Below are 13,653 nucleotides of genomic sequence, written 5' to 3'. Positions count from 1 at the left end.
AGAGGAGGGGCAGATGGTCCGGCAGATGACCTACAACGAGTTCCTGCTCGCTGCGGCTCTCACGTTCGCGCGTCGACACCGGCCGAGGTGGAACCACGTGCTGAGGCGGGTGACGTGTCGGTGCGGCCGGGATCTGCCATGTCGAGTGCGGTACCGGGTGCCGATCAATCGGGGCCACTGGCCGGGAGAGGCGTCATGACAGCGCACGGGCCGGTGGTGCCGATCCGGACCTGTGCGGGATGTGGCGCCCCCTGGCCCTGCCGGACACGTCGTCAGGAATTGCGGGCCGAGTACGACCAGGCTCCGATGTCGTTGGCGCTCTACCTGGGTGCGTGCCTGGTGGCGGCCAGTCAGGACATGGGGTGGGCTCCGGCCGGGCTGCTGCATCGGCGGTTCCTCGGATGGCTGCCGTGACCATCGCGCCGCGCACCGGTGACCTGCTCCTGATCGGGCCGCAGGCCAGCGTGCAGTTTCGTCGGCCGATCCTGTTCCGCGTGATCCGGGTGTTGACCTGGACCACATACGACGGGTGGATCTGGCTGGAGGGCTACCAGCTCGACATGCGGGGAAAGGCTGTCACCCGGCGGGCCGTCTTCGTGCAGCCGGCCGGGCTGCGTACCGCACCGACGCGCCTGCCGATTCAGGGACCGGGAAGAAGGGAGACGCCCGGTACGGTGTGGACATGAGCGGGTGGGGACTCGTGCCGGGCCACCGGGGTTCGACTCTGGCGCTGCGTCAGGCTCGGCCCCGGAAGCGACCTCTGAACCAGTTCGTCGAAGGTCGCCGGTGATACTCACCCACGAGATCGCGCACGGCGTCGCCGCCGGTCAGGTCACGGTCGCCTACCGGCGCTGGATCCGGCCACGGGTGCGACCCGGCTCGACGTTCCACACGGTGGCCGGAATCGTACGCGTCGAGGCCGTCGACCGCGCCGAGCCCGAACAGCTCGACACGACCGCCGCGCGGGACGCCGGCTACGCCACACGAGAGGCCCTGGTCTCGACCCTGCGCGGTGACGACGCCGATCCACTCTGGCGGATCACCCTGTCGTGGGCCGGGCCCGATCCCCGCTCCGCGCTCGCCGAGAACCCGGTGCTCTCGCCATCCGACATCGCCGACCTCGACGCCGTGCTGGACCGGCTCGACGCCCGAAGCCCGTGGGCCCGCGCCGCGCTGGACCGGATCGGCCGCCATCCGGGCATCACCGCCGCGCGGCTCGCCGCAGAGCTGCCGATCGACAAGGACTCCCTGAAACGACGCCTCCGGACCCTCAAAGCACATGGCCTGACCCGCAGTCTGCCCTCCGGGTATGAACTCTCCGCGCGCGGCCACGCCTACCTGTCGGCCACCGGGCCCGCCTAGGCCGACGGCCGGGAACCGGGGGAAGGTCCGGCTCCCGGCCGGTCGCGCCTCAGCTCGCCGAGAAGCCGGCGAACAGCACCGAGGCCAGTCCCAGCGCGAGGACCAGGTTGAACACGGTGGCGGCACCGAAGACCGCCACCGGCCGCCACCCGGCCTGCCGCAGCGCCGCCACCCGCACTTCCAGGCCGATGCTGACGAAGGCCAGGATGAAGAACCAGGTCCGCAGGTCGTTGACGATCGCGATGGTGGCCTTGCCGTCCGCACCGGCGACGTCGAGGTACCAGGTGGCGATCACCGACGCGGCGACGAAGCCGAGGACGAACTTCGGGAACCGGCGCCACAGTTCACCGAGCCCCGGACGGGCCGCGCCGGCCCGGCGCTCGACGTGCAGCGCGAAGTACGCGGTCAGCGCCACCGCGACCACGCCCATCAGCGCGTTCTGGGTGACCTTGACGATGCTGGCGATCTGCAATGCCTCGTCACCGGCCAGCGCACCTGCGGCGGTGACCGCGGCGGTGGTGTCGATGTTGCCGCCGATCCAGGCGCCGGCCACCGCCGACTCCAACCCGAGCAGTTCGGCCAGCCAGGGCAGCAGGAAGATCGACGGCAACGCGAAGACGATCACCAGGCTGGCCGTGTAGGCCAGTTGCTCCCGGCGGGCACGGACCGCACCGGCGGCGGCGATGGCGGCGCTGACCCCGCAGATGGAGACGGCGGAGGCGAGCAGCGCGCGCAGCTTGTCGTCCAGACCGAGCCGCCCGGCGAGCCACCAGGTGAACAGGAACACGCCGCTGATCAGCAGGATCGCCTGGGCGATGGCCGGACCGGCGGCGCTGGCGATGACCGCGAGGTTGATCGACGCACCGAGCAGCACCAGACCGGTCTTGATGAAGAACTCGGTGCGGAACGCGGCGGCGATGCGGTCCCGCAGTCCGGTCAGCGTCACCACCACGTTGCCGAGCAGGCCCAGCAGGATCGCGTACACCGGGTATTCGATCGCCCCCGCGACGTCCTCGACCGCCGTGCCCTCGGCCCACGTGGGCACGTTCTGTTCCAGAGAGCGGGTCAGCACGGCGAGGACGAGGACGACCAGCAGACCGACGGCGGTCCAGGCCCAGAAAAAGCCGCCGGCCGACGGTGCCACGGCGGGCGGCAGGGCCGCCGGACCGGCGGGTGCGGTTTCTGCGGGTGCGGTGGTGCCGGTCGCGGGTCGGCTGGCGTCGGTGGTCATCAGGGCACCAGCCCGGCGGGGACGACGCCGATCAGGACCAGCGCGAGCAGGGCCAGGCCGAGCAGGGTGGCGGCCCAGTCCTCGTTGATGGCGAACCGGCTCTCCGGCGCGGTGGGGGCGGGCTGTGTTTCGGGGGCACTCATGGAGGTTCCTCCGCAGGTGAGGGGGCACGCGGATCGATGAAGACTGCACTATATTCCTACCGGGAAAGTAGGAATACAAGAGCTGTCCACGATCCGGGCGGCACCCGAAACCGGCAACGGGCCTGCGCGTCGCCTAGAGGCGAGCGCGCACCGTCTCGACGCCCTCACCGGTGATGTCCGCGAGATAGGCACGTCGGCCGGCGAGAACCATCACCAGAGCTTCCGTCGTTCCTCGGACGACCGGGCCGTCGCCGCTGCGGAACGGCCCGTCGGTCGCCTCCCACCGCAGGTCCTTCGCCACGGTGCGGCTGTTGACGGCGAAGTTCCTGGACACGAAGAACTCGGCGACCGTGGTGGCCGCCTCGACCGTCGGCCCGCCGGAGAGCCCCAGCGGGCGGCGGATGTCCTGGCCGTGCACGACGACCTCGCCCAGCCACGCGGCGGTGTGCCCCGACGGGGCGGTCGTGGCGGACACGGCGGCCCGGAAGGTCGCCAGCGTGTCGGCGGGCGTGGCACCGAGCTGCTCGCGCAGGCGACGCCGGTTGTGCAGGTCCGGCCGGAACCCGGCTGCGGCCATGCTGCGGATCCAGCGGAACGGAGTCATGCGCGCGGCCGAGGTCAGGTGGGCCAGCGTCTCCTCGACGCTCCAGGAGCCGCAGAGCGAGCGGGTGGCCCACTGCGCCTCGGTCAGATCAGCGAGATCGTCGGCCAGGTCGCCACGGGCGGCGACGATCTGGGCGGCGGTACGAGCGGAACCGCTGGAGTCGGCGGAGTTCATCGCTGCGCAGCTTAACGACCTCGTACCTGCGAAACCGAAGTGACCGGGCGCCCGGCTGCCGAGGCGTGGCCGGGCCCTGGACGGGTAGACGGGGCGACGCCGTGCCGCGCCGGCCGGCGGCCGGCCCGTCGGTTGCCGGGACAGCGTGATCTTCCGGGGGGCCGATGACCGACTGGCCGAGGAGTTCGGACGACGTCGTGGAACTGCGGGTGCACGGGGTGTCCGGCGCGGGCGCCGAACAGATCCTGGACCGCCCGCACAGCCACCAGGTCGCCGGGGACGGCAGCGGCGGCTTCTACCGCCCGCGACCCGGTTACCCCGACACCAGGGGGCCGGCCGGGGTCACGCTGGAGGCGTACCGGTGGAGCGACCTGCCGTCGGGCACCCTGGTCCGAACGTTGTCGTTGATGTTCCTGCTGCCCTTCATGCTGTGCAACGTCGCGATCTGGATGCGCCCGGCGCACCGGGGCACCTCCGGCGCGGGACTCAAGGCGGTGTGCCGGCTGCTCGCGCTCACCCTGACCATGCTGTACGTGCTCGGCGCCGTCTGCATGTCGGTCGACCTGCTCGCCTGGCGTTGCCTGCCGAACCCGTACTGCCTCCAGGATCGTCCCTGGCTGTCCTGGCTCGGCGGCCGACCCACCGGCGTGACGTTGGCGGTGTTCGGGCTGATTCCCGCCGCCGCGCTCGGCCTCGTGTGGCGGCTCGCGGCGCGCCCGGGGCGCAACTTCGACGCCTTCCAGACCCCCACCACCGCCTCCGGCCCGCACCACCTCAGCGCGGTCGGCCAGTGGGACAGCGCACCGACGGTCGGCCGGCTGCGGTCGCTGCACGTGGCAGCGGGCTTCGGCACCCTCGCCCTCAGCGTGCTCGTCGCCCGGATCGACTCGGGCGCCTCGGCCGTCGTGGTCGCGTTGGCCGTGGTCACCGGTGTGGTTCTGGTGGGCTGCGTCGTACTGCTCTGCGCCCACCCGCTGATCGACGCCCCGGTCGCGGACCGCCGGGTGGACCGGCTGACCGGCGGGCTACGTGCCGTGGCGTGTGCCCTGACCCCGCTGGTGCTGGTCACGGTGGCGCTCGATCCCGCACCCTGGCAACCGCGCACCGGCCTGCCCGGCTACGCCAGCATGGTCGGCATCCTGATCCTTTCCCAGGCCGCGCTGCTGTTCGTGCTCGGCACGGTGTCGCTGGCCCTGCGCCGTCGGGTTCGCGGCGCCGTGCCGACGTCGGACGACCTCGACGACGGCGAGACGGGCGACGGACTCGACGGGGCCGAGATCCGTCGCGGGCCCGGCCGCGACGGGCTCGGTGCCGGGCCGTTGCAGGGACTGGGCGCTCCGGTGATCGCGGCCGCCGCCACCGGGCTCGCCGTGGCGATCACCGCCGACCTCGTCTACCGGATCGCCGACCTGCTCAACCGGCGCGCCGCAGCCGACAACGAACGGGCGATCGGGCCGCCTCTGGGCTACAAGTGGGCCATCTTCGTGTTCCTCGTGGCGGCGGCGACCGTGCTGGTGGGGGCGGTCGTGATCACGCTGATCAGTCGCCTCGCGCGGCGGCGCACCGCCCGGGCCACCGTGGCGCGCGACTACCCCGACGCGCCACCGGCGGCGGGCTACCGTCTGCGCCAGGTCGAACGGACCATCGCCCGGGCCCGGTTCACCGAACGCCTGGAGATCCTCGCCGTGGTGTACGCCTGCGTCGTCGGCGCGGGCATGCCGACCAGCCTGCTCGGCATGCTCGACCTGGCACCGGGCACCGTCGTGCAGCGACTCACCGGGATCCCGGCCGCCGCCACCGAGTTCGGCATCCAGGTGGGCAGCTTCCTGATCGCGGCGGTGGTGCTCGCCCTGCTGGTCGGTGGCATCTTCGCCTATCGCACGGCGGGATTCCGGCGGTACGTCGGCGTGCTGTGGGACCTGGGCACGTTCTGGCCCCGCGCGGCGCACCCGTTCGCCCCGCCCTGCTACGCCGAACGCGCCGTGCCGGAGCTGAGTCGGCGCATCACGTACCTCACCGAACAGGGGCACGGCGTGCTACTGGCCGGGCACAGTCACGGCGCGGTGCTGCTGGCCGCCACGATCCTCCAGTTGCCGCCGCAGGTGTGCGGACGGCTGGCCCTGCTGACGTACGGGTCGCCGCTGCGTCGGCTCTACGCGCGGTTGTTCCCGGCCTACGTCGACGAGGACGTGCTGTGCGAGGTGGGTCGCCGGGTCAACTGGCGGTGGGTCAACCTGTGGCGGGACACCGACCCGATCGGCGGCTGGGTCTTCTCGCCGCACCGGCCGGACCGGCGGCCGACGGTGCCCGGTCCGGCCGGTGACGTCGACCGTCGACTGCGGGACCCGGTGGACGTGGTGCCGCCACCGGGCGACAGCGTGCCGCCGCCGATCGTCGGCCACTGGCCGGGCGAGTCCGATCCCCGGTTCAGCGCGGCCGTGGCCGAGCTGGCCGCCCGGCTGCGGGCGCGGGCCCGCCACGCGGCCACGGCCGCCACCGCGCCGGAGAAGTCCACCGGACGGCGGCCGGTCGACGGGGCCGGGTGAGCCTGCGCGGCCGGGGCGGCCAGGCACTATCCTTCGCCGGGTGGGCACCTCCGGTGGCAGCGAGCGGACGGTTGTCGCGTCGAACCGCAAGGCGCGGCACGACTACACGATCCTCAAGACGTACGAGGCGGGGATCGTGCTGGCCGGCACCGAGGTCAAGTCGCTGCGGGAGAAGCGGGTCTCGCTCGTCGACGCCTTCGCCCAGGAACTCGACGGCGAGATCATGTTGTACGGCCTGCACATAGCGGAGTACGGCTACGGCACCTGGACGAACCATGCGCCCCGGCGGACCCGGAAGCTGCTGCTGCGCCGGGTGGAGATCGAGCGCATCCTGGCGCAGACCCGCGAGGGCGGGATCACGTTGGTGCCGCTGTCGATGTACTTCTCGGGCGGCTGGGCCAAGGTCGAGCTGGCGCTGGCCAAGGGCCGCAAGGCGTACGACAAGCGGCAGGCGTTGGCCGCCCGGGACGCCGATCGGGAGATCGCCCGGGAGATGGGCCGTCGCCTGAAGGGGCGGACGGGCCGGTACGCCGAGGGGCGCGGGACCGGTCGGTGATCAGCCGGCGAGCAGGTGTTCGTGTGCCGCGCGCAGCCGGTCGAGCGCCGGGTCACCGCCGGCCGGAGCGCGTCGCTCCAGCTCCGCCCAGACCTCGGCGAGCGCGGTTGTCACCGCGCGCAGCTCGGCGGCGTGCCGACGGCCGCTCTGCTCCCGTTGGGCCTCCAGTCGGCGGGCCCAGCCGGCGGTGACCTCGGCGAGCCGGTCGGCGTCGGCGCGGGCCTGGGTGGCGGTGCGCACCGCGCCCGGCGGCACGATCGCGGCGACCGGCCGGGGATCGCCGTCGCGGGTGATCACGGTGACGGTGTCGGTCAGCTCCGCCATGGCGACGAGCTGACTCAGTCGGGTGCGCGCCTCGCGCAACGGCAGCGAGCGCGGCGGGACGGTGCCTGGGGTGAGGGCGGGGACAGCCATGGATACATGGTGGGTGCGGGGTACGACACTTTCCGCAACCGTCCATCAGGGAGCGTGCCGACCGGATGGCCGCCGAACCCTGGACATCTACAGTAAACAATCTTAATAATTGTGCATCCGTCGATCGACGGCCCTCGTCCCCCGGGAGGTCCGGATGCGTCGCCCCACCCGACACCTGCTGCTCACCGCCGTCGCCGCCCTGGCCACCGTCGCCGCCACCACGCTGGTGGCGGCCACCCCGGCCCAGGCCGCCGGTCCCACCGCCAGCTTCGTCAAGACCGCCGACTGGGGCACCGGCTGGGAGGGCAGGTACACCGTCACCAACGGCGGCAGCAGCACGATCACCTCCTGGCAGGTCGCCTTCACCCTGCCCGCCGGGACCACCCTGGGCTCCTTCTGGGACGCCACCGTCAGCAGCGCCGGTCAGCGGCACACCTTCACCAACCGGTCCTGGAACGGCACCCTCGCCCCCGGCGCCTCGGCCTCCTTCGGCTTCCTGGCCACCGGGCCCGGATCACCCACCGACTGCCGGGTCAACGGCGTGTCCTGCGGCGGCGGCACCCCGACCACCCCGCCGACCACACCGCCACCCACCACGACACCGCCCAGCACCCCGCCGACCACCGTGCCACCCACCACGCCACCGCCGACCACGCCACCGACCGGTGGGCTGCCCCGACGGGCCCTGATCGGCTACCTGCACGCCAGCTTCGCCAACGGCTCCGGCTACCTGCGGATGGCCGACGTACCGGCCGACTGGGACGTCATCAACCTCGCCTTCGGTGAGCCCACCACGGTCACCTCCGGCGACATCCGGTTCCAGCTCTGCCCGGCCAGCGAGTGTCCGGGCGTGGAGAGCGAGGCCGAGTTCACCGCCGCGATCCGCGCCAAGCAGCAGCAGGGCAAGAAGGTGCTGCTCTCCATCGGCGGGCAGAACGGACAGGTCCAGCTGACCACGACCACCGCCCGGGACACCTTCGTCCGCTCGGTGTCGGCGATCGTCGACCGGTACGGCCTCGACGGGCTCGACATCGACTTCGAGGGCCACTCCCTGTACCTGAACCCCGGCGACACCGACTTCCGTAACCCGACCACCCCGGTCGTGGTGAACCTGATCTCGGCGATCCGGACGCTCACGCAGCGCTACGGGTCCGGCTTCCTGCTCACCATGGCGCCGGAGACGTTCTTCGTCCAGCTCGGCCACCAGTTCTACGGGCCGGGACCGTGGGGCGGGCAGGACCCGCGCGCCGGGTCGTACCTGCCGGTGATCCACGCGCTGCGGGACCACCTGACCGTGTTGCACGTGCAGAACTACAACTCCGGCCCGATCGTCGGGCTGGACGGCCAGTACCACACCATGGGCGGGGCCGACTTCCACATCGCGATGACCGACATGCTGCTCGCCGGCTTCCCGGTGGCCGGCAACCCGGACCGCGTCTTCCCCGCGCTGCGGGAGGACCAGGTCGCCTTCGGCGCGCCGTCGTCGGTCAGCGCGGGCAACGGCTACGTCGCCCCGGCCGGCGTCCAGGCGGCCGTCACCTGCCTGGTCCGGGGACAGAACTGCGGCGGTTACACGCCCCGCAGCGGCACCAACCCGAACTTCCGCGGCCTGATGACGTGGTCGATCAACTGGGACCGCTTCTACCAGTGGGAGTTCGGCCGCAACCACGGCCCGTTCCTCAAGGCCCTGCCCTGACCCGTGGCCACACACGGTGGTGGCCCCGAGCGCCGTTGCTCGGGGCCACCACCGGCCCGGGGGCCAGGCCGACGCTCAGCGCGTCGGTCGGTCCCGGCGGGACGGAAACTGCGCACCGGGCCGGGCCAGGCTCGACCGGGCGCGCAGCCCGACCGGATCGGGCGCGGTGACGGCGGCCGGTGCCGGCGCGGTGACGGCCGGGTCGCGCAGGGAGTCCAGGTACGCCATCGCCGCCCGGTCCTCCTCGGTCGGGGCAGCGAGCAGGGCGTACACCAGGCCCACCACGCCGAAGATCACCAGCAGGACGATCGGCAGCAGCATGGTGCTGACCGTGGCGCCGGCCAGCTCGGTCCGCTGGTCGTGCAGGTGCACCGACATCGCGCTCATCCCGGTGAAGTGCATGCCGTTGACCGCCACACCCATCACCAGCGCCGAACCGAAGATCGCCAGCCCGCGACGGACCGTGACCCCGAGCCAGAGCGCCACGGTGGCGGCAACCACCGCGATCACGATCGACGCCGCCACGCGCAGCGGGTCGTAGTCGATCCGGCCGTCCAGCTGCATCGCGGCCATGCCGCTGTAGTGCATCGCCGCCACACCGAGACCGGTGAACAGGCCGCCGGCCAGGATGCGGACCGCGGACAGCCGGCCGGTGCCCACGATGGCCAGACCGATGCCGACCGCGATCACCGCCAACAGGGCGCTGGCGACGGTGATCGGTACGTCGTACCGGATCCGCGAGCCGCTCACCGCGAAGCCGAGCATCGCCATGAAGTGCATCGTCCAGATCGCGGTGCCGCCGAGCGCCCACGCCGCGAGCGTCCCCCACCAGATCTTCTGCCCGGTGGACTTCGCGATCCTTATCCGGCCCGCGAAGATCAGGCCGAGGATGGAACCCAGCACGGACAGGGCGTAACTGATCCCCGGCGTGATCCATCCGTATTCAAAATGATTGATTTCCGCCACAACGGGCTCCCCCCAGAGCTGCTACCAGCGCGTAGCGACGCGCCGAAGACATGATCGGGGAGCACCCGAGCAGGCACAATAGGCGTTCGGGGGCACTTCGCGCCGTGTTGTCGCGATCACTCAGCGATGCGTCGATTCCCGGTCACACTCACGCGGGCGAATGGTAGGCCAGCACCCCCCGGTTGACAGCCGCGATCGCCTGCCGGGCCGTGGCCCGCAACTCGGTCGAGGCGCCGCCCGAGTCGGCCAGCTGCCCGAGCAGGTCCACCACCTGACGCGCCCACCGGACGAAGTCACCGGCCGGCATCTCGCCGTCGAACTCGTGCCCGCTGGACAGCACCTTTGCCAACGCCTCACCCCGCGCCCAGCGGTAGACCGGCCAGGCGAAGCCCAGATCGGGCTCCCGGGTGACGGCCAGGCCCCGCGCCGCCTCGTCGGCCTCGATCTCGCTCCACAGCTTCAACGTGGCGTCGACCGACTCGGCGACCGCGCCGCGCGGCAGCGACGCCCGCTCGTCGACGTCCCGACGCGCCTCGAAGACCACCACCGAGACCGCCGCCGCCAGCTCGGCCGGGGACAACCCGTCCCAGACCCCGCGCCGCAGGCACTCCGCCACCAGCAGGTCGGCCTCCGTCCAGATCCGCCCCAGCATCCGCCCGGCATCGGTCACCGCGCCCTCGGCTGTCAGGTAGCCGCGCGCGGTGAGCAGGGCCACGATCCGGTCGAACGTACGCGCCAACGACCCCGTCCGGCCGGAGACCCGCTGCCGCAGCTCCTCGGTGTCCCGCTCCAGCCGACGACGACGCTCCGCCCAGCGGGCGTGTTCCTCCCGCTCCGGGCAGGCGTGGCAGGGATGCCGTCGCATCTCGGTGCGGAGCTGGGTCAGCCGGTGGTCCTCCCCCGACTGTCGACCGCGCGCGCCCCGCCGGGAGTGCCGGTCCAGGCCGGTGCCGCTGACCTGCGCCGCCAGGTCCCGTCGGGCGGCCGGGTTGCGGTGGTTGAAGTGCTTGGGCACCCGGATGCGCGCCAGCACCTCGGCCGGGGTGGTGAAGTCGCCGGGGCTGATCCGGCCCGCCCACCGGTCCTGCGTGAGCACCAACGGCCGGGGCTCGCTGAACCCACCGGCCGCCGGGTCGAGCACCACGGCCAGACCGGCCCGACGCCCCGACGGCACCCGGATCACGTCACCCACCCGCAGGCGTTCCAGCGCCGCCACCGCCGCCGCCCGGCGCTGACTCTGCCCCTGGCGGGCGATCGCCCGTTCCCGGTCGGCGATGGCCACCCGCAGCGCGAAGTACTCGTCGAAGTCGCCGTGGTGGCAGGCCGCCTCCGCGCCGTACGCCTCGATGGTCTCGGTGTTGCGCTGCACCTGCCGGGCCAGGCCGACCACCGACCGGTCTGCCTGGAACTGCGCGAACGACGACTCCAGCAGCTCGCGGGCGGGTGCCGTGCCGACGCTGCCGACCAGGTTGACCGACATGTTGTAGGACGGCCGGAAGCTGGACCGCAGCGGGTACGTCCGGGTGGAGGCCAGCCCCGCCACGTGCCGCGGATCGGTCTCCGGGGACCACACCACCACGGCGTGCCCCTCGACGTCGATGCCGCGCCGCCCGGCCCGCCCGGTGAGCTGCGTGTACTCCCCCGGGGTCAGGTCGACGTGGGCCTCGCCGTTGTACTTGACCAGGCGTTCCAGCACCACGCAACGGGCCGGCATGTTGATGCCCAGGGCGAGCGTCTCGGTGGCGAAGACCGCCTTCACCAGCCCCCGGACAAACAGCTCCTCGACGACTTCCTTGAACGCCGGCAGCATGCCGGCGTGGTGGGCTGCCAGCCCCCGCTCCAGACCGTCGAGCCACTCCCAGTAGCCCAACACCGACAGGTCCTCGCCCGGGATGGCGGTGATCCGGGACTCCACCACCCGCCGGATCTCCGAGCGCTCCTCGGGCGAGGTGAGCCGCAGCCCGGCCGCCAGACACTGCTGCACCGCCGCGTCGCAGCCGGCCCGGCTGAAGATGAACAGGATCGCCGGCAACAGGCCCTCGCGGTCCAGCCGGTCCACGATGTCCGGCCGCAACGGCCCACGCCAGCGCGGCCCCCGCCGCCCGGCACCCGGCCCGGCGGACCGCCCCTCGCCCAGGTCGAGGCGGCGTACCGTGTCCCGGGTGTACCGCAGCAACTCCGGGTGCACGTCGTGCTTGCGGGCGGCGTCCGCGTCGTGGAACAGGTCGAACATCCGCTTGCCGACCAGCATGTGCTGCCACAACGGCACCGGACGGTGTTCGCTGACCACCACCGTGGTCTCGCCGCGCACGGTGATCAGCCAGTCGGCGAACTCCTCGGCGTTGGACACGGTCGCCGACAGCGACACCAGCGTGACCGAGGCGGGCAGGTGGATGATGACCTCCTCCCACACCCCTCCCCGGAAGCGGTCGGCCAGGTAATGAACCTCGTCCATCACCACGTACGCCAGGCCCTGCAGGGTGGCCGAACCGGCGTAGAGCATGTTGCGCAGCACCTCGGTGGTCATCACCACCACGGGCGCGTCACCGTTGATGGCGTTGTCGCCGGTGAGCAGCCCGACCTGCTCGGCACCGTAGCGGTCGACCAGGTCGTGGTACTTCTGGTTGGACAGCGCCTTGATCGGCGTGGTGTAGAAGCACTTGCGCCGGGCGCCGTCGGCCGGCGCCGGCTGCCCCGGGGCACCGCGCAGCGCCAGGTGTACGGCGAACTCGCCGACCACGGTCTTGCCGGCCCCGGTCGGGGCGCACACCAGCACCCCGCTGCCCCGCTCCAGCGCCTGGCACGACTCGCGCTGGAAGTCGTCGAGGTCGAACCCGAGATCGGCGGTGAACTCTTCCAGCGCCGGGAACTGAGAGGCCTGGGCGGCCCGGCGACGTGCCGCGGCGTACCGCTCGGCGGGGCTCGACATGTCACCAAGATTAGTGCGTGCCACCGACGGCCACCCGACAAGGCCGTCCGGCAGGGCCGTCCGGGTGGGTCGGTAGGGTGCACGTCGTGCCGGATCATCCCGAACCGACCGACGCCCTCCCCGGCGTCGACCACACCCGCCACGAGCCGTCCCGCCGGCCCGTACGAGCCGTGCTGCTCGACTTCCACGGCACGCTCGCGCAGGTGGAGGAGCCCAGGGAGTGGGTGCTGGCCGCCGCGGCGGCGTGCGGTGTGACGCTGGACCGGATGCGGGCCACCTCGCTGGCCGACCGACTGCTCACCGCCGGCCGGGCCGGTGGACCGCTGCCCGGCCGGGTGCCGCCCCGACTGGCCGAACTCTGGGCTGACCGTGACCTCTACGAGCACGCCCACCGGGGCGCGTACACCGGGCTGGCCGCCACGGTCGACGCCGGGATCGACGGGTTCGCCGACGCCCTCTACGAGCGCGTGCTGGTGCCGGAGGGCTGGGTGCCGTACCCGGACACCGCCCCGACGCTGGCCGGGCTGCGGGCGGCCGGCGTACGCGTGGGCGTGGTCAGCAACATCGGCTTCGACCTGCGGCCCATCTTCGACGCCTGGGGCCTCGCCGACCTGGTCGACGCGTTCGTGCTCTCCTACGAGGTGGGCCGCTGCAAGCCGGACCCGGCGATCTTCTGGCGCGCCTGCGGGATGCTCGGCGTCGACCCGGAGGAGTCCCTGATGGTCGGCGACACCCCCGCCGACGCCGGAGCCGTGGCCGCCGGCTGCGCTGTCCTGGTCCTACCCCCCGCCGACCCAGGCCGCCCCAACGGGCTCGGCTCCGTCCTGGACCTCCTCCCCCACCCCTAACCCCTCCCCCACCACTCCCTCCCCGCCCACCCCGCCCCCTCCGCCCGCCGGGGGTCCGGTTGATCAAGGAGTTTGCGTCACCCGCCGCCTCTGGACGTGACCAAACTCCTTGATCAACGAGGCGGGCTCGGGGTGGGCGGGTGGGAGGCGGGTGGGGGGCGGGTGGGGGCGGAGGGTGGGGGCA

The 13,653-nt window shown here is 72.6% G+C and carries 13 protein-coding genes; 7 read left to right on the top strand and 6 right to left on the bottom strand.

The window, feature by feature from the left end:
* The first annotated feature begins 195 nt into the window (after positions 1-195).
* The 3 genes from ACZ31C_RS12200 to ACZ31C_RS12190 all read left to right on the top strand — a co-directional run bounded on the left by ACZ31C_RS12200 (position 196) and on the right by ACZ31C_RS12190 (position 1,362).
* The gene (locus ACZ31C_RS12200) at positions 196-414 is read left to right on the top strand and encodes a hypothetical protein (protein WP_465795300.1); all 219 of its coding nucleotides are present in this window, start codon (positions 196-198) and stop codon (positions 412-414) included.
* Positions 402-686 carry a hypothetical protein gene (locus ACZ31C_RS12195; protein ID WP_465795299.1) on the top strand — a complete coding sequence of 95 codons (285 nt, stop codon included), beginning with the start codon at positions 402-404 and terminating at the stop codon, positions 684-686. The genes ACZ31C_RS12200 and ACZ31C_RS12195 overlap by 13 nt, the downstream gene beginning before the upstream one ends.
* A 100-nt stretch (positions 687-786) precedes the next feature.
* Complete coding sequence (locus ACZ31C_RS12190; RefSeq protein WP_465795298.1) at positions 787-1,362, top strand: MarR family transcriptional regulator; 576 nt, start codon at positions 787-789, stop codon at positions 1,360-1,362.
* A 49-nt stretch (positions 1,363-1,411) separates the two neighbouring features.
* Here the strand turns inward: ACZ31C_RS12190 and ACZ31C_RS12185 are convergent, their stop codons facing one another.
* The 3 genes from ACZ31C_RS12185 to ACZ31C_RS12175 all read right to left on the bottom strand — a co-directional run bounded on the left by ACZ31C_RS12185 (position 1,412) and on the right by ACZ31C_RS12175 (position 3,514).
* Positions 1,412-2,593 carry a YeiH family protein gene (locus ACZ31C_RS12185; RefSeq protein WP_465795297.1) on the bottom strand — a complete coding sequence of 394 codons (1,182 nt, stop codon included), beginning with the start codon at positions 2,591-2,593 and terminating at the stop codon, positions 1,412-1,414.
* The gene (locus ACZ31C_RS12180; protein WP_465795296.1) at positions 2,593-2,736 is read right to left on the bottom strand and encodes a hypothetical protein; all 144 of its coding nucleotides are present in this window, start codon (positions 2,734-2,736) and stop codon (positions 2,593-2,595) included. The genes ACZ31C_RS12185 and ACZ31C_RS12180 overlap by 1 nt, the downstream gene beginning before the upstream one ends.
* A gap of 133 nt (positions 2,737-2,869) precedes the next feature.
* Positions 2,870-3,514, bottom strand: a complete 645-nt coding sequence (locus ACZ31C_RS12175; protein ID WP_465795295.1) for a maleylpyruvate isomerase family mycothiol-dependent enzyme — start codon at positions 3,512-3,514, stop codon at positions 2,870-2,872.
* A gap of 164 nt (positions 3,515-3,678) precedes the next feature.
* Here ACZ31C_RS12175 and ACZ31C_RS12170 point away from each other — a divergent pair, with 164 nt between their 5' ends.
* Together ACZ31C_RS12170 and smpB are read left to right on the top strand one after the other, a co-directional pair.
* Positions 3,679-6,060: a hypothetical protein gene (locus ACZ31C_RS12170; RefSeq protein ID WP_465795294.1), complete on the top strand. Its 2,382-nt coding sequence runs from the start codon at positions 3,679-3,681 to the stop codon at positions 6,058-6,060.
* 40 nt (positions 6,061-6,100) lie between these two features.
* Entirely contained in the window at positions 6,101-6,616 is a 516-nt protein-coding gene (smpB, locus tag ACZ31C_RS12165) for an SsrA-binding protein SmpB (RefSeq protein ID WP_350694774.1), read from the top strand.
* On the opposite strand, the gene ACZ31C_RS12160 is transcribed toward smpB, so the two are convergent.
* Complete coding sequence (locus ACZ31C_RS12160) at positions 6,617-7,030, bottom strand: type II toxin-antitoxin system Phd/YefM family antitoxin (protein ID WP_396750921.1); 414 nt, start codon at positions 7,028-7,030, stop codon at positions 6,617-6,619.
* A gap of 175 nt (positions 7,031-7,205) precedes the next feature.
* Here ACZ31C_RS12160 and ACZ31C_RS12155 point away from each other — a divergent pair, with 175 nt between their 5' ends.
* Positions 7,206-8,726, top strand: coding sequence for a chitinase (locus ACZ31C_RS12155; RefSeq protein ID WP_465795489.1), 1,521 nt, complete (start codon positions 7,206-7,208; stop codon positions 8,724-8,726).
* A gap of 75 nt (positions 8,727-8,801) precedes the next feature.
* On the opposite strand, the gene ACZ31C_RS12150 is transcribed toward ACZ31C_RS12155, so the two are convergent.
* Positions 8,802-9,692 carry an MHYT domain-containing protein gene (locus ACZ31C_RS12150; protein ID WP_465795293.1) on the bottom strand — a complete coding sequence of 297 codons (891 nt, stop codon included), beginning with the start codon at positions 9,690-9,692 and terminating at the stop codon, positions 8,802-8,804.
* A gap of 148 nt (positions 9,693-9,840) precedes the next feature.
* Positions 9,841-12,621, bottom strand: a complete 2,781-nt coding sequence (locus ACZ31C_RS12145) for a DEAD/DEAH box helicase (protein WP_465795292.1) — start codon at positions 12,619-12,621, stop codon at positions 9,841-9,843.
* 86 nt (positions 12,622-12,707) lie between these two features.
* On the opposite strand from ACZ31C_RS12145, the gene ACZ31C_RS12140 reads away from it, so the two are divergent.
* The gene (locus ACZ31C_RS12140) at positions 12,708-13,469 is read left to right on the top strand and encodes an HAD family hydrolase (protein WP_396750929.1); all 762 of its coding nucleotides are present in this window, start codon (positions 12,708-12,710) and stop codon (positions 13,467-13,469) included.
* Positions 13,470-13,653: the final 184 nt, after the last annotated feature.

The sequence above is a fragment of the Micromonospora sp. NPDC023869 genome (assembly GCF_055559695.1).
The sequence above is the reverse complement of the archived record's forward strand: the minus strand, read 5'-3'. Positions and strand labels throughout refer to the sequence as shown.